Source organism: Mediterraneibacter sp. 210702-DFI.5.30, from assembly GCF_020560115.1.
Taxonomy (GTDB): Bacteria; Bacillota; Clostridia; order Lachnospirales; family Lachnospiraceae; genus Mediterraneibacter; species Mediterraneibacter faecis.
This window is the reverse complement of sequence record NZ_JAJCME010000004.1, coordinates 217,036-237,719: the sequence shown is the minus strand read 5'-3', so window position 1 is coordinate 237,719 and position 20,684 is coordinate 217,036. Positions and strand designations below refer to the sequence as shown.

Genomic DNA, 20,684 nt, shown 5'->3' with positions numbered 1-20,684 from the left:
GTTGGGGGATCGTGTCTTTCGTGGCTTTTTTACGCGAGCAACGAGCAAAGTCCGTGCTCCTAAAAGAATAACAGAAAAGCACAAATTATAAATCACACAGGAGGAATTAACACATGATAGGCGAAAGAATAGAATTATGGCACAAAGAAGAATATCATTACCCTGCGGCGCATGGTTTTATCCCGATTATGGTCAGCTATATTCATGAGGATGAGCTGATGCATCCGGCGATGCTGGTTGTTCCGGGAGGCGGTTACAGACTTGTATCGCCTTCGGAAGCACATCTGGTTGCTATGGAATTTTATCAGGCCGGTTATAATGTGTTCGTCCTTGAATATACAGTGAATCCACTGGATGAAGCACCATTAAAGCTTCAGCCGCTGAAAGATATTTCCAGAGCAATGCGAATGATCCGTTTTCGTTCGGAGCAGTTACATATTTTGTCAGATCAGATCGTGGTTTGTGGATTTTCAGCCGGAGGACATCTGTGTGCGAGTCTGTGTGTGCATGGAGCGGATATCGAGGATCCGGATGAAAAATATCAGAAGTTTTCAAACAAACCGGATGCCGCTGTGCTGTCTTATCCGGTAATCACTACAGGAAAGTACACACATAAAGATTCTTTTGTAGCATTATATGGAAAGAATCCTACAAGAAAAGAGCTGGAATATATGTCAATTGAAAAGCATGTAACAAAAGAAATGCCACCATGCTTTATCTGGCAGACAGAAACAGATGGAACAGTTCCGGTGCAGAATAGTTATCTTTTAGCACAGAAATGTCTGGAAGAAGGAGTTCCATTCGCACATCATGTATTTTCAGAAGGCGTGCATGGTATGTCTGTTGCAACAGAGGACTGGCTGGAACGCAGAGGGAGAGAACCTTATACACAGGAGCAACTTCGTATGCTGGCAGAAGCAATCCTTGCGGGAGAAACTTCATTTTCAAAGGAAAAGGGAGAAGAACTTCTTGTGCAAAATGGGATTGGAAGAACACAGCCACCGAAATGGACAGCAGAGCAGAAAGAAGAAATCCGAAAGACTCTGAAAGAAGTACAGATCTGGCCCAAACTGGCAGAGGAATGGTTGGAGAAAATAATTGATTACAAAGGAGAAGCACGATGAGAATTTTATTGATCCGTCACGGAGATCCGGATTATGTAAATGACACATTAACAGAAAAAGGAAGACGTGAAGCGGCACTGCTTGCAAAACGTGCAGCATCTATGAATATGGGGGAATGCTATAAGTCTCCACTTGGAAGAGCGAAGGATACGGCGGCTCCATGTCTTGAGGTAACTGGGAAAACAGCAGAAATATTGGATTGGCTGCAAGAGTTCCCGGCGCAGGTTGATTTGAATAAAAATCCGGAACTTGAAAAAGCATATCCCGATGTGAAAAAAGAAGGTGAGCATTTCCTGCCTAGAATTGCATGGGATATGGTTCCGGGGTATTGGACAGAACATGAAGCTTATATGGATAAAAATGCATGGCGTGAAACAGAAGTGGCGAAAAATTCTGATCTTGTAGAAGTATACGATCATGTGATTGAAGAATTTGATCGCTTTCTCGCAGAGCATGGATATGTAAGAGAAGGGGCGCATTATCGTGTGGAGAAAGAAAGTGATGAGACAGTGACATTTTTCTGCCATTTCGGAATCAGCTGCGTGCTGTTGTCCCATTTATGGAATGTATCACCATTCGTGCTTTGGCATAGTCTGGCTCTTGCACCGACTTCTGTGACAGAAGTAGTAACAGAAGAGAGAGAACAGGGAACGGCATATTTCCGAGGATTGAAAGTAGGAGATATCTCACATCTCTATGCAGGTGGAGAAGAACCGTCCTTCGCAGCAAGATTCTGTGAGACATATAGCAACAAGGAGCAGAGACATTAAAATCAAATGTCTCTGCTCCTTGCTTTATGGATTTTGGTATTATTAAACCACTTTCTGATAAGCAATTCGTTCTGTTCCATCCTCAACATATACGATTCCGCAATATTTGAATCCATTCTTATCTAACAGATGCTGCATTACGATATTGTCCCGGTGTGTATCAATACGGATGTTGCCGCATTGTTCCAAGGCCCAGTTCAGGCAGAAGGACGCAGCACCTTTTACATTTCCGGTGGAAGTGATGCGGTGAACAACCCCGTAACGGGAGTCGTTGATCCATTCACCTTCGTAGATGCGCATGTAAGTCGGATCAGCCCCTTCTTTATAATAGAAAGTAGCAACTATCTGGTCCTGTTCTGTGCAGACATAACTGTTCCCCTCAGTGATGTCATCCAGAATCAACTGTGGAGAAGGATAAGTGTTTTCCCACTGAGAAGCATTTCCGTGAGTTGCCATGAATGTCCGTGCATGCTCATACATCTTAAGAAGTACTTCAAGCTCTTCTGGTTTTGTCTTTCTGATTTCCATAATATTCCTCTTTCATAAACTAAATATAGATACGCTAATGCACTATTATATCAAAAAACAGAACGTAACTCCATTGACAAAAATATAGAGAAAAAAGAAAGTGAAAACGTTATCATAGAGGAAAAGTACCTAGAGGTTTTTCAGAAAGAAAATCAGGCCGTTTATTTGCATATGAATCCGACTGTACACATGGGAAAAATGTTCTTTTTACAGTACATTTTTACTGTACTAAAGTTCGTACAATTCCCCGTAAAATGGGCGTTTTTTCGTATATTTTGTACTAAATCGAATACAAAGCGATTTCCGATATTTATTCTCGATTTTACGCTTGTCATTTATTTAACACGGTGTTATACTATGCCCGTAAAACAATTACAAAACTATTTTAGGAAAGAATATAGGAGGATTTTTCAATGGCTAATTTTGAGCAGTGGGCTGGCTTCAAGGGAAGAAAATGGACACACTCTGTAGACGTGCGTGATTTCATCCAGGAGAACTACACACCATATGAAGGTGATGAGTCATTCCTTGAGGGACCAACAGAAGCAACAGACAAATTATGGGGAAGACTGCAGGAACTTCAGAAAGAAGAAAGAGCTAAGGGCGGAGTTCTCGACATGGAGACAGAAGTTGTTTCCGGTCTGACAGCATACGGCCCAGGATATATCGATGAGAGCATGAAAGATCTTGAGCAGATTGTTGGTTTGCAGACAGACAAACCGCTGAAGAGAGCATTCATGCCTTATGGTGGAATCAAGATGGCAGAGCAGGCTTGTACAACATACGGATATCAGCCAAGCGAGAAACTGCATGAGATCTTCACAAAATATCATAAAACACACAACCAGGGAGTATTCGACATCTACACACCAGAGATGAAGAAAGCTCGTCATAACAAGATTATTACAGGACTTCCGGATACATACGGACGTGGACGTATCGTAGGTGACTACCGTCGTGTTGCACTGTATGGTATCGACTTCCTGATCGAGAGAAAACAGTATGACTTCGAGCGTTATGCAAGACACGGCATGAAGGGTGAGGATTTCCGTCTTCGTGAAGAGCTTGCAGATCAGATCAAAGCTCTGAAAGAAATGAAAGAAATGGCTGCAGCTTACGGATTTGATATTTCACAGCCGGCTAAGGATGCTCATGAAGCAGCTCAGTGGCTGTACTTCGGATATCTTGCAGCAATCAAGACTCAGAATGGTGCAGCTATGTCTGTAGGACGTATCTCTACATTCCTTGATATCTATATCGAGAGAGACCTGAAGGCTGGAAAGATCACAGAGAAGGAAGCTCAGGAGATCATCGACCACATGGTAATGAAATTCCGTATGGTTAAGTTCGCAAGAATCCCATCTTACAACCAGCTGTTCTCAGGAGACCCGACATGGGCAACACTTGAGGTTGGTGGACTTGGACAGGACGGACGTTCTATGGTAACAAAGAACGACTATCGTTTCCTTCACACACTGAACAACATGGGACCTTCACCAGAGCCGAACCTGACAGTTCTTTATTCTTCAAGACTGCCAGAGAACTTCAAGAAGTTCGCTTCCCTGATTTCTGTAACAACAAGTTCTATCCAGTATGAGAACGATGATGTTATGCGTCCGGTATGGGGCGATGACTACAGCATCTGCTGCTGTGTATCTGCTACAGAGACAGGTAAAGAGATGCAGTTCTTCGGAGCTCGTGCAAACCTTGCTAAGTGTCTTCTTTACGCTATCAACGGTGGTATCGATGAGAAGAACAAAGTACAGGTAGGACCGGCTTACCAGCCAATTACTTCCGAGTACCTTGATTACGATGAAGTAATGGAGAAATATGACCAGATGATGGAGTGGCTGTCCAAGCTGTATGTTGATACACTGAACATGATCCACTACATGCATGATAAATACTACTATGAGGCAGCTCAGATGTCCCTGATCGACACAGACGTTAAACGTTCTTTCGCAACAGGTATTGCTGGATTCTCACATGTAGTTGACTCCCTGAGCGCTATCAAATACGCTAAGGTTAAAGTTGTCCGTGACGAAGATGGTCTTGCAACAGACTTCGAGATTGAGGGAGACTTCCCAAGATACGGTAACGATGATGACCGTGCAGATGAGATTGCTGTATGGCTTCTGAAGAAATTCATGCACAAACTGAACAAGTGCCACACATACAGACATTCTGTACCGACAACATCTATCCTTACAATTACATCTAACGTTGTATATGGTAAGGCTACAGGATCTCTTCCGGACGGAAGAAAGGCTGGAGAGCCACTTTCACCAGGAGCTAACCCGTCTTACGGCGCAGAGCAGAGCGGACTTCTTGCTTCTCTTAACTCTGTTGCTAAGCTTCCTTACGAGCTTGCACTTGACGGAATCTCTAATACACAGACAATCAACCCAGGTGCACTTGGACATACAGATGAAGAGCGTAAAGAGAACCTTGCTCACGTACTGGATGGATACTTCGATCAGGGAGCACATCACCTGAACGTAAACGTATTCGGTGTTGACAAACTGAAAGATGCTATGGAGCACCCAGAGAAACCTGAGTACGCTAACTTCACAATCCGTGTATCAGGATACGCTGTTAAGTTTATCGACCTTACTCGTGAGCAGCAGCTTGACGTTATCGCAAGAACTTGCCATGACCACATGTAAATAATGTTGCGATTTGCGGATAAAAGATCATAAATAACAGATAATATATCAGGACGCAGTCATTTCACCATGCTGCGTCCTTTTTTCATAAGACCTGCAATTATAAAGAAATGTCAGAAGACAAATCTGAAGGTTGCAGAAGAATGGCAGGAAACTGCCGGAAAAAGAAGGAGAAATATATGTCAGAAGTAAAAGGATACATTCACTCAACAGAAAGCTTCGGTTCCGTTGACGGACCTGGCGTACGCTTTATCATTTTTGTAAGCGGATGTCCAATGCGCTGTCAGTTTTGCCACAACCCGGACACATGGAAGATGCAGGACGGCGAACTGAAGACAACAGATGAACTGCTTAAGACAGCACTTCGCTATAAAAGCTACTGGAAAGATAAAGGTGGTATCACAGTCAGCGGTGGAGAACCTCTGATGCAGATGGATTTCCTGATTGACCTTTTCAAGAAAGCGAAAGAACAGGGAGTTCATACCAATATTGATACAAGCGGAGCTGTATTTACAAAGGAAGAACCATTCTTTGGTAAACTGCAGGAGTTGCTGAAATACACAGATATGCTGATGCTTGACATCAAACATATTGATGATGAACAGCATAAGATTCTCACAGGACAGAGCAACAAGAATATTCTTGAGTTTGCACGTTATCTGTCTGATATCAAGAAACCAATCTGGATCCGTCATGTACTCGTTCCGGAGCGCAGTGACAAGGATGAGTACCTGGAGAGACTTCATGATTTCATCGAGACACTGGATAATGTAGAGCGTGTTGAAGTTCTTCCATATCATACACTTGGTGCATATAAGTGGAAAGAACTGGGATATGATTACAAGTTAGAGGGAATCGATCCTCCGACACAGGAGAGAATTGAGAATGCAAACCGTATTCTTGAGACAGCGAAATATTTAAAATAAGATAAAAAAAGAACTCTGTTATGAGATGTATGAATCAATACATTCGTAACAGGGTTCTTCTTTTATAAATACTTTACTTAAAATTTTCTCAGAAAGAAGAAGGTCACGACACACACGATTGCCTCGGTAACAGGAAGGCAGAGCCAGATACCTGTCATTCCAAAAAGTGCGGCAAGCAGGAACGCAATCGGCAGAATCAGTACAAGTCCACGCAGGATGGAAATGATGAATCCCGGTACCGGCTGATCAGAAGCACTTAAATAAGTCGCTGACACCATATTGATGCCTGAAAAGAACAGGCTTACAAAGTAAATGCGCATGCCTTCTGCTGCCATTGAAGTAAGCAGTGGATTCTTGTCTTTATTAAATAAGTCAGCAATCGGAACTGCAAAGACAAACACAACCAGATAGGCGATGAAAGCCATAAGTAATGCAGTGCTTAATGCATAACGTCTTACCTGGTGGCGTACAGGAGCTCCATTTTTACCAGGGTGACTGCTGACAATCGGCTGGATGCCCTGCCCGATTCCGGTAAAGATCGCCACAAGTACAAGTGCAATATTAGCAAGGATACTGTATGCCGCAAGTCCGGTCGTTCCGCTGAATTTCAGAGTCAGCATGTTAAAGACAAGAATTACGATGCCGGAAGATAATTCAGCGACAAGAGAAGAAACTCCAAGCCGGCAGATATCTATAGCAGTTTTCAGATGTATCCTTGTTTTTACCAGATGAAACTGATTCTTCTTTTTCCAGAAATGCATGGACAGAATACTCATTCCAACCAGTGGAGCGGTTGCAGTGGCCAGTGCAGCTCCGGTCATGCCAAGCTGCATAGGATAGATGAAAATGTAATCCAGCACAATATTTGTCAGACTTCCAACAAGCATTGCAGTCATTGAAAGCCGCGGTTCTCCATCATTTCTGACAAAACAATTCAACAGATTGTTGCATAAAAACAGCGGAGAAAACATGAGCAGAATGCTGATATATGGAATTGCATGCGGCAATGTAGTTCCGTCGGCTCCGAGTAAGACACAAAGAGGTCTTGCAAAAAACAGTCCGATGCTGAAAAAGAACAGCATAGCTACAAATGCAAGCTGAAGTGCCTGGGTGAAGATCGTGCGGTGAATCTCACTGTCAGCTCTGCCGGAGGAAAGCGAGTATCGCGCAGCAGCACCCATGCCAATCATCAGCCCCGTTCCGTTTAACAAGCTGAAAGTAGGAAGAACCAGATTAAGTGCAGCAATCGCATCCGAGCCGATTCCCCGGGCAACAAAAAATGTATCGGCAAGGATATAACAAGAATATCCGATCATGCCGAGTACATTTGCTGAGACATATTTAACAAAGAGTGGAAATACATGTTCCCGGGCAGTTAAAGTAACTGAGTTGGATGACATAATAAAAAATTCCTTTCTGTATTTTCAGAATGCGTATAATACCATAGAATTTTGAGAAAATCAAATCTTTCTTTCTTATGAAAATAGAGGTAAAATAAAAATGTTATGTCTACGGTATTTACAATCCCCGAAAAGATGGTTTATTCATTATAACATAGAAAGAATGGAGAAAGGAAACATATATGAATAAAAAAGAAGTACTTGAGATCCGTAAGCAGTTCTCACCGAAAAACTGTGCGATTACGAAAATCTGTGGCTGCTATGTGGATTATGAGAAGAATAAAAAGATGGAGTCAAAAGACGCATTTCTCGCACTTCCGGAGGAAGAAGCATTTAAGTATTTTGATATTTTTAAGAAGACACTTTCCGGAAGTATCGGAAAGAATATGCTGAATATGGAGTTTCCACTGGATGCAGAGATGCCGGGCGGAACGCAGGAATTTCTGTTGAAGCTTCGTGACAGCCGTCTCGAAGACGATATGCTTCTGGAAGAATTCTATGACAAAGTTATTGCAACGTATGAGTATGCGGAGAATTATTACATTATTTTGATCCATGCAGCATACGATGTTCCTGGAAGAACATCCGATGATCTTGAGATGGATGATGCTTCAGATGAAGTATATCAGCATATACTGATGAGCATCTGCCCGGTCAGTCTGTCAAAGGCAGGGCTTAGCTATAACGCGGAAGAGAACTGTATTCAGGACAGAATCCGTGACTGGATCGTTGATAAGCCGGACAAAGGATTCCTCTTCCCGGCATTCAACGACAGAAGTACTGATCTTCACAGTGTGCTTTATTACACGAAGAAATCAGAAGATCTTCAGCCGGAGATGATCGACCAGCTTCTTGGTGCGAAGATGCCGATGTCTGCGGACACACAGAAAGAGACATTCCAGATGATTATTGAAGATACATTGGGAGAAGATGGTGATTACGAGACTGTCCGTAACATTCACGAGACATTGAATGATATGATCGAAGAACACAAAGAAGAACCGGATCCGCTGACATTGGATAAAACGGATGTGAAGAAGATTTTCGAGCAGAGCGGTGTGCCGAATGAGAAGATGGAGAACTTTGAGAAGAACTTCGAAGAAAATGCAGGCGAGAAAGCAACGCTTCTGGCAAGTAATATCGCAGAGACAAGAAAGTTCAATATCGAGACACCGGATGTTGTGATCAAGGTGAATCCAGACCGGATGGATCTTGTAGAGACAAGAATGATCGACGGAAGACAGTGCCTTGTGATTCCTGTGGATGACCACATTGAGGTCAATGGGATCAATGTCAGAACGATGAAGGTAAAAGGAACGACCGGAGTGAAGGCAGAAGATACTGCAGATATAGCTGGAAATGCAGAGGATGATGTTGTTCCGTTTGATGAAGATTAATTGGCGGATAATATAAAAGATTATAGCGGATAAAGAGAAAATGAAAACTCCCATTTAGAGATATTTCGTTACTGATCGCACATCGTGTGAGCAGTAAAAAGAAGTCTCTAAACGGGAGTTCTTGATTTGATAGTTTTTTAGATGATTGTATACTGCATCAGTTCATAGTGCAGTTTACAACCTTCTACAATCCCAGCCGGGAGCAGTGCTCTGGCAACAAGCTTCAATTCTTCATCTGGAAGATCAACTCTTCTTAAGTGTGCATAATCTCCGTCAATCTGTTCTACGATATAATCACATACTAACATTTTGAATTCTCCTTTTTGTTGATAAAATCTTCTTTTAATATGATGGTGGTGGAAATGCAATTATTCTGCGCTTAACATCTCTTCAATCTTTGCCTGCATCTCTTCTACAGTGTGTTTTCTTGTGCGTGCACATTCCTGCGCCTGACAGCCGCAGATGATACATTTGCGGTAGGAAGGGCGGGAAAGTTTCTGTCCGTCTGTGTCAATCACATCCATATCAAAGAGACGCCCAATCGGATGTGTTTCTTCAATCTTAGTTGTGAGACTTTTGATTTTTTCTGCCGGACAGTCAATTGCAAGCAATAATTCATCTCCGGTTTTTTCGTGAATTTCAATTGAGTTTTTAATATCTGCCTCCGCTTGTTCTAGCTTTAGAAGCAGCGTATTCTTTCCACTGTCAAAGGCGGCACGGATCTGTTCATTTGTCTTCACGGGTCCTGGGATGTTCATACAGAATGAAATGACCGGACAGTGATATTGTTCAATGAATGTATCCTGGATTTGTGCACGCCGCTCACGACATTGCAGCATATCTGTTAATACAACCTGTTCTCCTTGCATAAGGAAACCTCCTTGTCATTTTCTCGTGTTTCGTTTAAGGGTGAATTACACGGTTTCAGCAATTCTACGCAGTTTATATTTTACATAGTAGTTGATCTTAATGATGTACAACATGTTCAGCAGCTTTGATCTTTGCAATCACAGGAGCTGCGTCTTTGCTCTGAAAATAGTGAAGTGTTGTTTCAGGAACAAGTGTCTTCAACAACTCTATATTATCATTTTTTAGCGCAGTTCGTACAGTCGATGCGCTGATTACAGCTCCGTTAGCTTCTTTTCGCGGAACAATCGTACATGAAATTTTATTTTCGGGAAGTTTTTTAGCCATAATCTTGTTGTAGATTCCAGTCACCTGGCTGTTTGGCTCTTCACCTACATAGCGGCAGTTGATTCCAAGCGCCTGCGCGATTCTAACAAAGATCGTCAGGTCAAGGTTCGCATGACTTTCCATAACAGCATCGGCATCTTTCTGGAAATAGCTTGGGAAAGTTGCATTGCTGATAATGTAAGGACCGCTCTCATGATAAATGATGTTGTTAAGGTAAGCGGTTCCTTCCAGAACTAATTGTTTTCGCACAGAGAACGGAACAAGACTCTGATCTTCACTGACGATAAATAAATGAAGAATATCACTTTCAGCAGCAGCTTTTTCCACCAGATATTGATGCCCCAAAGTAAATGGATTCGCATTCATGACAAGTGCTGCAATGCGAAGGTTCTTTTGTGCCTCAGAGGATACTTCAGAAAGAATCGGTGTATTGTCAGTGGCGAACCGTTTCGTAACTTCTGACTGTTCGCTTTCTTTCTTTAAACGTTCCAGATAAGCGGAGAATCCTGTTTTTCTGTTCTCCATAAATACAATCTGACCGTCAATTCGGGCAATCTCATAAAAACCGAGATCACCAAAAAACTTGGCGGAATTGCATTTTGTATAGAGAAAAAGATGTGTATTACCACGCTCAAACTGTACGCTGATCAAGTGAGTTACAATCTGATTCATCAGTCCTTCTCCCTGATGCGCGCTGCTGACTGCCATACAGCGGAGTGTGTTGCCAAAACAGCTTCCGGTAGCGATGATGTTCATCTCATCATCATACATACCGCAGGTGTAGTCAAGATTTGCATCCCGGCGGATACCTTCTGCAAGGAGCAGTTCGTTTATCTGCTTGTTTGCCAGAATGTCAGATGGGTAGATCTGAGAGATTATATAATCAGACATAAAATCCTCCTGATAAATATCATAGGTCTGCCATTTGAATTTGACAGAAAAAGTGTTTCAATTACAAAGACATTCTATCATGAATTACAAAAAAGTAAAGAATAAGAATGATTCCGAATGATTAATGACAGAATCATTCTTATGATAGTTAGTGCTGATATAAAAAGGGAACTTTTTCCCTGAAAATATCAAGCAGCAGCCGGAGATGTTGATTTAAATAGTGATTTTTCCGGTAAACCAGACAAATCTGTCTTGTGTCCCGGTAGTTATTAATTGGATAGTAACTGATATGATCAGCAAAACGTTCCTGCCATACAAAAACTTCCGGTGCAAAGCAGATACCCAACCCACGGGCAACTAAAGTCAAGGCTGTGTCTATATTGGAACAGGTAATAGACGTTAGTGGACGAAAATTGCTTGTTTCAAAGATTCTCTGACTGATCTGCCCAATGATCTGTTTTTCTGTCAGCAGAATGAAAGGCGCTTTTAAATCCGCAGTTAATCTAAGGCTGCCGTCCAAAGTCAGATTTTTTTGAAGCTGCTTGTCCATTGCTTTCGGTGCTGCGAGCAGAATCTGTTCCCGGGCAACCAGTTCACTTTGATAATTGATCGTGTCCGGATGAGGAACATCAATGATCAGATCAAGTTGGTCATCTTCCAGCATTTCTCTAAGAAGATAAGTCGGCTCTTCTACAATCTGCAGATCACAGTTATCAGCTGTTTTGTAAAAATCTGTCAGAACATCAGGCAGAAGGATTAGGCTTCTATGAGGACTGATGCCAAGACGGATCTTATGTCTTGCATTGGATGAAATGTCTGAAAGCTGGTCGGATAGAATCTGCTTAGAACGTAGAGAATCTTCTGCCCAGTGACAGAAAAGCTCACCGGCATAAGTAAGTTCAAGGACTCCTTTTTTTCGTTCAAAAATTTCTACACCAAGTTCTTCCTCCAGATTTTTCAGACTCATTGAGAGAGAAGGCTGGGAGAGATAAAGCTTCTGAGCTGCCTTTGTTATATTTTTTTCCTGTACAATCGTAAGTACGTATTGAAGCTGATTCCAGTTCATAGAATTCCCCTTTATAAATTGCATTGCCGATATAAAAAACAACTATGGTTTACTAGCCGTTTGTGCTTATCATATCTGATACAATTCTTTAAATCAATACTATATAAGAAAAATCTATGAAAACTATAATAAAACATATATTTTACTTATGTTCGAAACGGAGATAAAATGTGCAATATAGATGAAAACAATAATTTGGAGGTTGGCTCTGAACAGTTACAATTTAGATTTGATATTGTGGAGGATGGAACATGAAAGACAGAGTGAAAAAAGGATTAGAGCTCTTTGTTTTTTTCTTTAAAATCGGCTGCTTTACATTTGGTGGCGGTTGGAGCATTCTTGCCCAGATGGAGCAGGAATTTGTGGATAAGAGAAAATGGCTTACAAAATCAGAACTTCTTGATATGGTTGCAGTTGGAAGATCAGTGCCTGGAATTATGATCACGAATATCAGTATGATCTTTGGATATTCCGTAGGAGGAGTTTTTGGTGGTTTTTGTGCAGTGCTTGGAATTACAACACCGGCAATACTGATCCTTTCGATAGTGACGATGTTTTATAGTAAATTAAAAGATAATGTCTGGTGTGCAAGTGCACTGCGTGGTATTCGAAGTGCAGTTGTTCCAATTATTGCCAGTGCTGCTTTTTCTCTTGGAAAAGAGGCATTCAAGACGAAAATTTCAGTGGCAGCCGGAGTCATTGCATTATTATTATGTGCTTTTACGAATATTGGGAATATCGAGCTGGTCGGACTTGGCGTAGGCTCTGTGGTAATCTGGCAGCTGTTTTCCATAGTGAATAAAAAAATGAAGAAAACAGGGAAAGAGGTGGAAGAATGAGTACATTAATGGAATTATATATTGCATTCATGAAAATAGGTTTCACAAGTTTCGGCGGTATGTCTATGGTTCCGTTGATATTGGAAGAAATGCGTGCACATCATTGGATGACGACAGAGGATCTGACAAATGTGATCGCAATCGCAGAGATGACACCGGGACCGCTTGGAATCAACTGTGCAACATTTGCCGGAGAAAGGACTGCGGGTGTTCTGGGCGGAATTGTAGCAGTGACAGGTGTATTAATGCCTGCATTCACTCTGACTTTGTTGACAGCGATCTGTTTTGAACGATTTAAGAATAACGAGATATTTTCAAAAATCCTGCTTGTTTTAAAACCAATCTGTATCGTGTTGATTATAGTAACAATCGCAGAACTTCTGGGAGAAAATTATTTTTCTGATAGCAGACCGGATCTTCTGGCATGTGGAATCGGACTCTTAATGCTTTATCTGATCGGAAAGAAGAACTGGCAGGTTCCGAAGGTGATTGGTCTGTCAGCACTGTTAGGAATTGTCTGCTATGGGATTTTATAGAAATGAAGCTGAAAAATTGTACGGAAAAAAGAAATTAATATCTGTTAAGTTTTGTTGAATAAAAAAGGGATGCAAGTATAATAAAAAGAAAACAAGACGGATTGGTTAAATGTCACTGTAGAAAAACAGAATGGCAGACTGGTCAGAAAACAGAGAAAGGAAGACGGATACATGATAGAACAGATCGTAGCGTACAATAAGAAGTTTGTAGAAGAGAAAGGATATGAACCATATCTTACAAGCAAATATCCGGATAAAAAGCTTGCAATCCTGACTTGCATGGATACCAGATTAATTGAACTTCTTCCGGCGGCACTTGGAATCAGAAACGGAGATGCGAAAGTGATTAAGAATGCCGGTGGCGTGATCACGCATCCTTACGGAAGTGTGATGCGAAGTCTTCTGGTTGCAATTGTGGAACTTGGTGTAGAGGAAGTCATGGTAATCGGTCATACAGATTGCGGCGTACAGGGAATGAACGGCACAGAATTACTGGAAGATCTGACAAAGCGTGGAGTGAAACAAGAACATATCGATATCATACGACACAGCGGAGTAGATCTTGAGACGTGGCTCGGAGGATTTGAGAGCGTAGAACAGTCTGTTGAAGATACTGTGTATGCACTCCAGAATCACCCACTGATGCCGAAAGATGTTACAATCCGTGGGTTTATCATGAATTCAGAGACCGGGGAACTGAAAGCAGTAGAAGAAGTTTAAAACAATGCAGAAATTCATGATGGCTGAACATCGGAAACAAGGAAAATAGCATAAAAAATCGAAGCTGTGATTGTGGAACTTTGCTAAAATTAATTACAGCTAGAAAGAAAAAATAACAATCAGGCATGAAAACAATAAGCTATAGTTTGGGGAATAATAGATGAATTTTAAAGAAATGGAATACATTCTGGCAGTAGAACAGGAAAAAAATTTGACCAAAGCTGCTAGAAAAATCGGAATTTCACAACCGGCAATGAGTAAGTGTCTCAGAAATATAGAAACAGAACTTGGCGTATCACTTTTTGAAAAAATTTCGGGAGAGTACATTCCAACGGCGGCAGGAAAGCTGTTTTTAAGTTTTGCACAGGAGACCAAAGAAAGAGAAACCCAGTTTTTGAGGGAACTGCAAGAACTTGTACAATTTAGACATGGAACGATTCGGGTTGGTATTACTCCGGCAAGAAGCAGTGGACTTACCCCAGAAGTATTGCCGGAGTTCAGAAAGAACTTTCCTGATCTTCGGCTGGAACTATATGAAGAAGATGTGGACAGGCTGGAGGAAATGTTGCAGAAAGGGTTGTTGGATGTTGTCTATTTTGTAGTAGATGAAGATTACAGGGAACAGCATCCGGAATTCTATACGGAGCTCCTTGGAAGAGAAGAAATTGTCCTGACAGTAAAAAAGGAAACTCCTTTAAGAAAGGAGCCGGTCATTAAATATGGATTTGAATATCCATGGGTAGATATTACACAGTTTGAATTTGAGACGTTTATTACGCTTAATAAAGATATGAGGATTGGAAAAATCTGTGATAAAGAGCTGGAAGAACATCATATGTCACCGGAAGTAATCCGGTTTGCAGATATGAGAACTGCACATAAACTGGTTAAAAAGGGATATGGAATCTGTATCTGTGGAAGTCTTGGAATGCAGAACCACAGAGATCAGTTTGATATCTATTCTTTTGGAAATAAGAAAATTATCTGGGAATTTGTGGCGGCGTACCGGGTTGGAAGCTATCGGACAGAACCATTACAATATCTGACACAGTTGTATCAGAAAGCGGCAGACCAGAAGAAAAGTGGTCAATCATATGAATAACTATAAGGAATAAGAAAGATAACTTTCCGTTATTTGAAAAGCGAAAGGGTAATTTCTATAATAAGCTCATGAAGTTTGCAGACTGAATGAGCTTTTTTGATGGGAGGAAAGCAATGAAAATTGAAACATTATCAATCGATCAGAAAGATGAGAAGGCTGTTTTAAAGACTTATATTCTGGATGATTATCCGAAATATTATCAACAGCAGAAACGTCCGGCTGTTGTAATCTGTCCTGGAGGCGGATATACGACACTGGCAAGAAAAGAAGGAGAGCCAGTAGCTCTGAAAATCAATGGTATGGGTTACCATGCATTTGTACTTCAATATTCTGTCATATTCAAAGAAAAGCCGAAAAGTTTTGAAAAGGAAGAAGAGCTTCCGGAAATGAATCCGGATGGATATTTTCCTGTACAAATCTACCAGGTGAGAAATGCACTGGCATTGATTCGGGAGCATGCAGAAGAATGGAATGTAGACAAAGACCAATTGATCCTGCTTGGATTTTCGGCAGGAGGACACCTAACAGCAAGTTATCTTACCTTTGGAAAAGAATTATTAGGTGATAACTATATAAAACCAAAGGCAGCAGTACTTGGATATGCAAGAACCAATATGGCAGTTCCGGACTGGAAAGAAAAATTTGCGACAGCATCGGGTAGAAATATCACAAAATATAAATACCTTTGCCAGTTCAGGACAGCAGAGCCGACAATGGAACAGAAGATGACAATTGATCCATATACAAATGTTCATAAGGATATGCCTCCAGTTTTTCTGTGGCATTCGGCTACGGATACATCTGTAAATGCATTGTGTGCGCTTACATTTGCACAGAAGCTGTTTGAGACAGGAGTTCCGGTGGAACTGCATTTGTTTGCAGGAGGAGTTCACGGCTGTGCATTGGCGGATAAAGTGAGTGCAAGCGTAGCAAAGCATTATGATGAAGGCTGTGAACAGTGGACGAATTTACTGCAAATCTGGTTGAAAAGGATTCTGACAGAGGATTCAAAGGAAAAAAGGGAAAAGGAAGAACAACAGGGGAAGGAGAAACAGGATGAGTAAAAATTACAGGAAACTTACAGATCAGATCATCTCTCTTGTAGGTGGAAAAGAAAATATCAAGTCTGTTACAAACTGTGCAACAAGATTAAGATTTTATTTGGCAGATGAGGAAAAGGCGAAGACGGAGGAATTGAAGAAAACAGACGGAATCGCCGGAGTTGTGAAAAATGGTGGACAATATCAGGTGATCATCGGGCCAGATGTGGATCTTGTGATGGAAGAAATCAGGAAGATTGGTGGCATCAAGGTGGAAGACGGAGCAGGAGCAATCCGTGAAGAAAAAGAAAAATTGACATGGAAAAATGCATTTGGTAAGTTCCTTGGTACCGTGTCAACCATTTTCATTCCAATTATTCCATGTCTTGCCGGAGCAGGTATTCTCCAGGCAATTCTGATTCTTTTAAAGACAGCTGGAATCGTACCTGAGGACAATCAGACATATGTCCTGCTGAATATGGTATCTGGTGCAGTGTTCTATTACCTGCCGGTAATGCTGGCCTTTTCATCTGCCAAGGTATTCAAGTGTAATCAGTACATGGCAGCTGTCATGTCCTTTATGCTTCTTCATCCGACATTTATGGGATTTGTGGAAGCAGGGGACAGTATCCGGATGTTCGGAATCCCGGTTACACTGGTGAAATATTCTTCCAGTGTGCTGCCAGTGATTTTTATTACGTTATTTATGTCTGTGGTAGAGAGAATTTCCAAGAAATTTGTACCGAAGGCGATCAAGTTTATTACAGTTCCAGTCATTACATTTGTGATTACATCCGTTGTTGGATTTACAGTACTTGGACCGATCGGTACCTGGTGCGGTAATCTTCTGGTTGTACTGTTCAACTGGCTGGATGCCAATATTCCATGGTTCTGTCCGGTGATCATGGGAACATTTTCACCACTGATCGTTATGACAGGTATGCATAATGGTTTGAAAGCAATTACCTATTCCCAGTATGCACTTCGTGGATATGCAACAGCAACAGGTCCTGGAAACCTTTGCTCTAATGTTGCCCAGGGAGCGGCAGCATTCGTTGTATGCCTTAAGTCTAAGAAGTCAGGAAAGAAACAAATGGCATTTTCAGCAGCCATCAGTGCTCTGATCGGAGGAATTACAGAGCCAGCACTTTATGGTATTACGTTGAAATATAAGAGTGTTCTATGGTCTGTTATGCTTGGCGGTGGTGTTGCAGGTCTGTGGGCAGGATTCAGCAGAATGAGAACATATTCACCGGGACCGGCAAGTGTACTTGGTCTTCCATGCTATGTCGGTGGGGATAGTCTTCAGAATATGATCAATGCGGCAATTGCAATTGTGATTTCTGCTGCAGTGACGATGGTTGCGATGCTTGTTTTCGGCATGAAAGATGTCAGAAAAGCAGAGGAAAATGAAGAAGAGACAGACACAGAATTAGACGATCTTATGGAGATTTAAGACAGAAACGGTTACCTTAACGAATATTAAGGTAACCGTTCTTCTTTCTGTAAGATTTCAAGACTATGATAAGTTCAAGAAACCAAAAGAAATGCCAGACCGGCCAGGGATAATCCGAAACCGGTCAACACTGCGGATACCGGCCGGATGTGCCAACTGGTCGGTCTGCAAAATCACAAGGTGGACAAATGAAGGAGGAATTGTGATGGAAATCTTAAGACCTGCAGTAGCAGGAACACTGGAATCCAGTGACTGCCAGGTAACTGTAGAAGAGGGAGAAGGAAAGATTGAATTAACACTGAACAGTGCGGTGATCAATCAGTATGGAAATCAGATCAAGAAAGTAGTATATGAGACATTGGAACATCTGGGCGTTGACAATGTAAGAATTTCTATTGTAGATAAAGGAGCACTTGATTGTACGATCAAGGCAAGAATTGAAGGAGCTGTTTATCGTTCCGTTGGACAGATTGAACATTTACCATGGGGAGGTGCCATCAGATAATGAATCCGAATAAAAAACGTTTAAGAAGAACCATGATGTTTTTAAATGCACAGAAGCCGGGACTGATCAAAGATCCATATATTTACAAACCGGATTCTATTATGTTGGATCTTGAGGATGCTGTTGCAGAGAATCAGAAAGATGTGGCAAGATTCTCACTGTATCATGCATTGAAGACAATTGATTACAGAGGATGTGAGAGGGTTGTAAGAATTAATGCACTTGACACACCATACTGGAAAGAAGATATTCGTTGTTCGGTAGCCGGAGGGTGTGATGCAATCCGTATTCCGAAGACAGAATCAGCACAGGATGTCAAGATGGTTGAGCGTGAAGTACAGTATGCAGAACGTGAATTTGGAAGACCGGAAGGCAGTGTTCTTATCATGGCAGCTGTTGAGTCTGCAAGAGGTGTTATGAAAGCACTTGATATTTGTGAGTCTTCCGAAAGACTTTTTGGTATCGCACTTTCCGGAGGAGATTATACAAAGGATCTTCAGACGCATATTACTGGAACCGGAATTGAGCTGATGGGTGCAAGACAGAATCTGGTAATTGCAGCCAGAGCAGCAGGAATCCAGTGTTTTGATACAGTTTATACAGATCTTGACAACATGGAAGGATTTAAACAGGACGTTGAGACAATCCATCTGATGGGATTTGATGGAAAATCAATTATTAACCCAAGACAGATCAATGTAGTACATGAGATTTATACACCAACACAGAAAGATATCATCTTTGCAGAGAAGGTTGTAAGAGAGATTGATTCTAAGAAAGCACAGGGAATCGGTGTATTTACAGTAGACGGTAAGATGATCGATATTGCATTCTATGACGGTGCGAAGAGAACCATTGAACTGGCAAAGGCTTCAGGCGTATATAAGGGGGAATTGTAAGATGTTAAATGCAGTTGGAAGAGATATACCAGAAGAGATTTTGAAAGCAACTGGAAAAGAAGTGTTCCAGGGAGTGCATCATTTTGATGGACATGTTTATAAGAAACATGGACCGGAGACAAAATGTGTGATTAACTCTGAAGGAAGCAAGCTTGTAGAAAACATTCATGAAGTACTTGTGAAATGTGGGATTAAAGACGGAATGACACTTGGTTTCCATCATCATTTCCGTGAGGGTGACTATGTTGTTAATATGGTCATGAGAGAAATCCATGCGATGGGAATCAAAGATATCACAATCTGTGCAAGTTCTCTTGGAAAAGCACATGATGAACTGGTACCGATGATTGAAGATGGAACAATCACAAACATCCAGTCTTCCGGTGTGCGTGGAAAAATCGGAGAAGCAATTTCTCACGGTAAGCTGAAAGGTCTTGCAATCATGCGTTCCCATGGTGGACGTGTAAGAGCCCTTGCAACAGGTGAGACACAGATCGATATCGCATTTATCGGAACACCAACTTGTGATGACTATGGTAACTGCCGTGGTATTGGTGGAAAGTCAGACTGTGGAGTCCTTTCTTATGCGATGGCTGATGCGATCCATGCAAACAAAGTTGTAGCAATCACAGACTGCCTGGTACCGTTCCCGAACTTCCCGGCACATATTTCCATGACAAAAGTGGATTATGTAGTTGAAGTTGATGAAATCGGAGATCCAAAGAAAATTGCAACAGGAGCAGCAAAACCGACAACAGATATGAGAAAGCTGATGATGGCTGATTACTGTACGCAGTTTGTTGTAAATACACCGTATTTTAAAGATGGTTTTTCTTACCAGACAGGTGTTGGTGGAGCCTCCATTGCTTCTACAATTTCTCTGGCTAAGATCATGAAAGAAAGAAATATCCGCATGCGTTTTGGTGTTGGTGGACTGACAAAACCAATGTGTGATCTTCTGATCAATGGACAGGTAGACGCACTTCTTGATACACAGGATTTCGACCTTGCAGCAGTAGAATCTGTAAAGGATCTTCACCATTACCGTATCAGTGCAGGAGAATATGCGAACCCATTCAATAAAGGTGCTGTTGTAAATAAGTTGGATTTTGTAATCCTTGCAGCACTGGAAGTAGATGTTAACTTCAACTGTAATGTAGTAGTAGGATCAGATGGAATGATCACAGGTGCACAGGGCGGACATCCTGATACAGCAGCAGGTGCAAAATGTGCGATCGTTATCGCTCCGTTACTTCAGGGAAGAATTCCGGCTATTTGTACAGAGGTTACAACAGTAACTACACCGGGAGAGAGTGTGGATGTTGTAATTACTGATTATGGTATCGCAATCAATCCAAAGAGAACAGACCTGATCGAGGCGATGAAAGATGTCGATCTTCCATTCAAGACAATCGAAGAACTCAGAGATATTGCTTATTCTATCGCAGGCGAGCCTCAGAAAGTAGAGTTTGGTGATCGTGTAGTAGGTATCATTGAGAGCCGCGACGGTACGATCATGGATGTTGTAAGAGAGATCAAGCCATTCGAGTTTGCAGATGAAAAGAAGGCTGAAGAAAAAGCTGAGAAGAAAGAAAAGGCTGAAAATAAGAAGAAAGGATAAAATG

Annotated in this window: 20 protein-coding genes; 14 read left to right on the top strand and 6 right to left on the bottom strand. The window is 41.6% G+C overall.

The window, feature by feature from the left end; translation table 11 throughout:
• Positions 1-113 precede the first annotated feature (113 nt).
• Together LI126_RS06320 and LI126_RS06315 are read left to right on the top strand one after the other, a co-directional pair.
• Positions 114-1,124, top strand: a complete 1,011-nt coding sequence (locus LI126_RS06320) for an alpha/beta hydrolase (protein ID WP_227165043.1) — start codon at positions 114-116, stop codon at positions 1,122-1,124.
• Positions 1,121-1,894 (top strand): histidine phosphatase family protein, encoded by a 774-nt coding sequence (locus LI126_RS06315; protein WP_055144939.1) that lies wholly within the window; start codon positions 1,121-1,123, stop codon positions 1,892-1,894. Before LI126_RS06320 ends, LI126_RS06315 begins: the two co-directional genes overlap by 4 nt.
• 42 nt (positions 1,895-1,936) lie before the next feature.
• Here LI126_RS06315 and LI126_RS06310 read toward each other — a convergent pair whose 3' ends face one another.
• On the bottom strand, positions 1,937-2,422 hold the full coding sequence (locus LI126_RS06310; RefSeq protein WP_227165042.1) for a GNAT family N-acetyltransferase: 486 nt from the start codon (positions 2,420-2,422) through the stop codon (positions 1,937-1,939).
• Between the two features lie 413 nt (positions 2,423-2,835).
• On the opposite strand from LI126_RS06310, the gene pflB reads away from it, so the two are divergent.
• The gene (gene pflB, locus LI126_RS06305; RefSeq protein WP_227165041.1) at positions 2,836-5,088 is read left to right on the top strand and encodes a formate C-acetyltransferase; all 2,253 of its coding nucleotides are present in this window, start codon (positions 2,836-2,838) and stop codon (positions 5,086-5,088) included.
• 179 nt (positions 5,089-5,267) lie between these two features.
• On the top strand, positions 5,268-6,014 hold the full coding sequence (gene pflA / locus LI126_RS06300; RefSeq protein WP_055144933.1) for a pyruvate formate-lyase-activating protein: 747 nt from the start codon (positions 5,268-5,270) through the stop codon (positions 6,012-6,014).
• Between the two features lie 77 nt (positions 6,015-6,091).
• Here pflA and LI126_RS06295 read toward each other — a convergent pair whose 3' ends face one another.
• Positions 6,092-7,414 carry an MATE family efflux transporter gene (locus LI126_RS06295; RefSeq protein WP_227165040.1) on the bottom strand — a complete coding sequence of 441 codons (1,323 nt, stop codon included), beginning with the start codon at positions 7,412-7,414 and terminating at the stop codon, positions 6,092-6,094.
• A 182-nt stretch (positions 7,415-7,596) separates the two neighbouring features.
• On the opposite strand from LI126_RS06295, the gene LI126_RS06290 reads away from it, so the two are divergent.
• Entirely contained in the window at positions 7,597-8,811 is a 1,215-nt protein-coding gene (locus LI126_RS06290) for a DUF4317 domain-containing protein (protein ID WP_118174419.1), read from the top strand.
• A 137-nt stretch (positions 8,812-8,948) separates the two neighbouring features.
• Here the strand turns inward: LI126_RS06290 and LI126_RS06285 are convergent, their stop codons facing one another.
• From LI126_RS06285 to LI126_RS06270, 4 genes are all read right to left on the bottom strand, one after another.
• Positions 8,949-9,119, bottom strand: coding sequence for a chorismate--pyruvate lyase (locus LI126_RS06285; RefSeq protein ID WP_227165039.1), 171 nt, complete (start codon positions 9,117-9,119; stop codon positions 8,949-8,951).
• A 60-nt stretch (positions 9,120-9,179) separates the two neighbouring features.
• The gene (gene citX / locus LI126_RS06280) at positions 9,180-9,680 is read right to left on the bottom strand and encodes a citrate lyase holo-[acyl-carrier protein] synthase (protein WP_227165038.1); all 501 of its coding nucleotides are present in this window, start codon (positions 9,678-9,680) and stop codon (positions 9,180-9,182) included.
• 97 nt (positions 9,681-9,777) lie between these two features.
• Positions 9,778-10,896, bottom strand: a complete 1,119-nt coding sequence (gene citC, locus LI126_RS06275; RefSeq protein WP_227165037.1) for a [citrate (pro-3S)-lyase] ligase — start codon at positions 10,894-10,896, stop codon at positions 9,778-9,780.
• A 148-nt stretch (positions 10,897-11,044) separates the two neighbouring features.
• Positions 11,045-11,962 carry a LysR family transcriptional regulator gene (locus LI126_RS06270; RefSeq protein ID WP_227165036.1) on the bottom strand — a complete coding sequence of 306 codons (918 nt, stop codon included), beginning with the start codon at positions 11,960-11,962 and terminating at the stop codon, positions 11,045-11,047.
• Between the two features lie 251 nt (positions 11,963-12,213).
• Between LI126_RS06270 and LI126_RS06265 the strand changes: the two genes are divergently transcribed.
• The 9 genes from LI126_RS06265 (at position 12,214) to citF (ending at position 20,680) form a co-directional block, all read left to right on the top strand.
• A complete protein-coding gene (locus LI126_RS06265; protein ID WP_227165035.1) occupies positions 12,214-12,801 on the top strand; it encodes a chromate transporter in 588 nt (195 codons plus the stop codon).
• Complete coding sequence (locus tag LI126_RS06260; RefSeq protein ID WP_118113807.1) at positions 12,798-13,337, top strand: chromate transporter; 540 nt, start codon at positions 12,798-12,800, stop codon at positions 13,335-13,337. Before LI126_RS06265 ends, LI126_RS06260 begins: the two co-directional genes overlap by 4 nt.
• A gap of 171 nt (positions 13,338-13,508) precedes the next feature.
• Positions 13,509-14,057 carry a beta-class carbonic anhydrase gene (locus LI126_RS06255; RefSeq protein WP_118113806.1) on the top strand — a complete coding sequence of 183 codons (549 nt, stop codon included), beginning with the start codon at positions 13,509-13,511 and terminating at the stop codon, positions 14,055-14,057.
• A gap of 160 nt (positions 14,058-14,217) precedes the next feature.
• Positions 14,218-15,159: a LysR family transcriptional regulator gene (locus LI126_RS06250; RefSeq protein WP_227165034.1), complete on the top strand. Its 942-nt coding sequence runs from the start codon at positions 14,218-14,220 to the stop codon at positions 15,157-15,159.
• A 113-nt stretch (positions 15,160-15,272) separates the two neighbouring features.
• A complete protein-coding gene (locus LI126_RS06245) occupies positions 15,273-16,223 on the top strand; it encodes an alpha/beta hydrolase (RefSeq protein ID WP_181983020.1) in 951 nt (316 codons plus the stop codon).
• Positions 16,216-17,655 carry a PTS transporter subunit EIIC gene (locus tag LI126_RS06240; protein ID WP_118113803.1) on the top strand — a complete coding sequence of 480 codons (1,440 nt, stop codon included), beginning with the start codon at positions 16,216-16,218 and terminating at the stop codon, positions 17,653-17,655. The genes LI126_RS06245 and LI126_RS06240 overlap by 8 nt, the downstream gene beginning before the upstream one ends.
• Positions 17,656-17,860: 205 nt before the next feature.
• Entirely contained in the window at positions 17,861-18,160 is a 300-nt protein-coding gene (citD, locus tag LI126_RS06235; RefSeq protein WP_118113761.1) for a citrate lyase acyl carrier protein, read from the top strand.
• Positions 18,160-19,059 (top strand): aldolase/citrate lyase family protein, encoded by a 900-nt coding sequence (locus LI126_RS06230; protein ID WP_118113762.1) that lies wholly within the window; start codon positions 18,160-18,162, stop codon positions 19,057-19,059. Before citD ends, LI126_RS06230 begins: the two co-directional genes overlap by 1 nt.
• A 1-nt stretch (position 19,060) precedes the next feature.
• Positions 19,061-20,680, top strand: a complete 1,620-nt coding sequence (gene citF / locus LI126_RS06225; RefSeq protein WP_118113763.1) for a citrate lyase subunit alpha — start codon at positions 19,061-19,063, stop codon at positions 20,678-20,680.
• Positions 20,681-20,684: the final 4 nt, after the last annotated feature.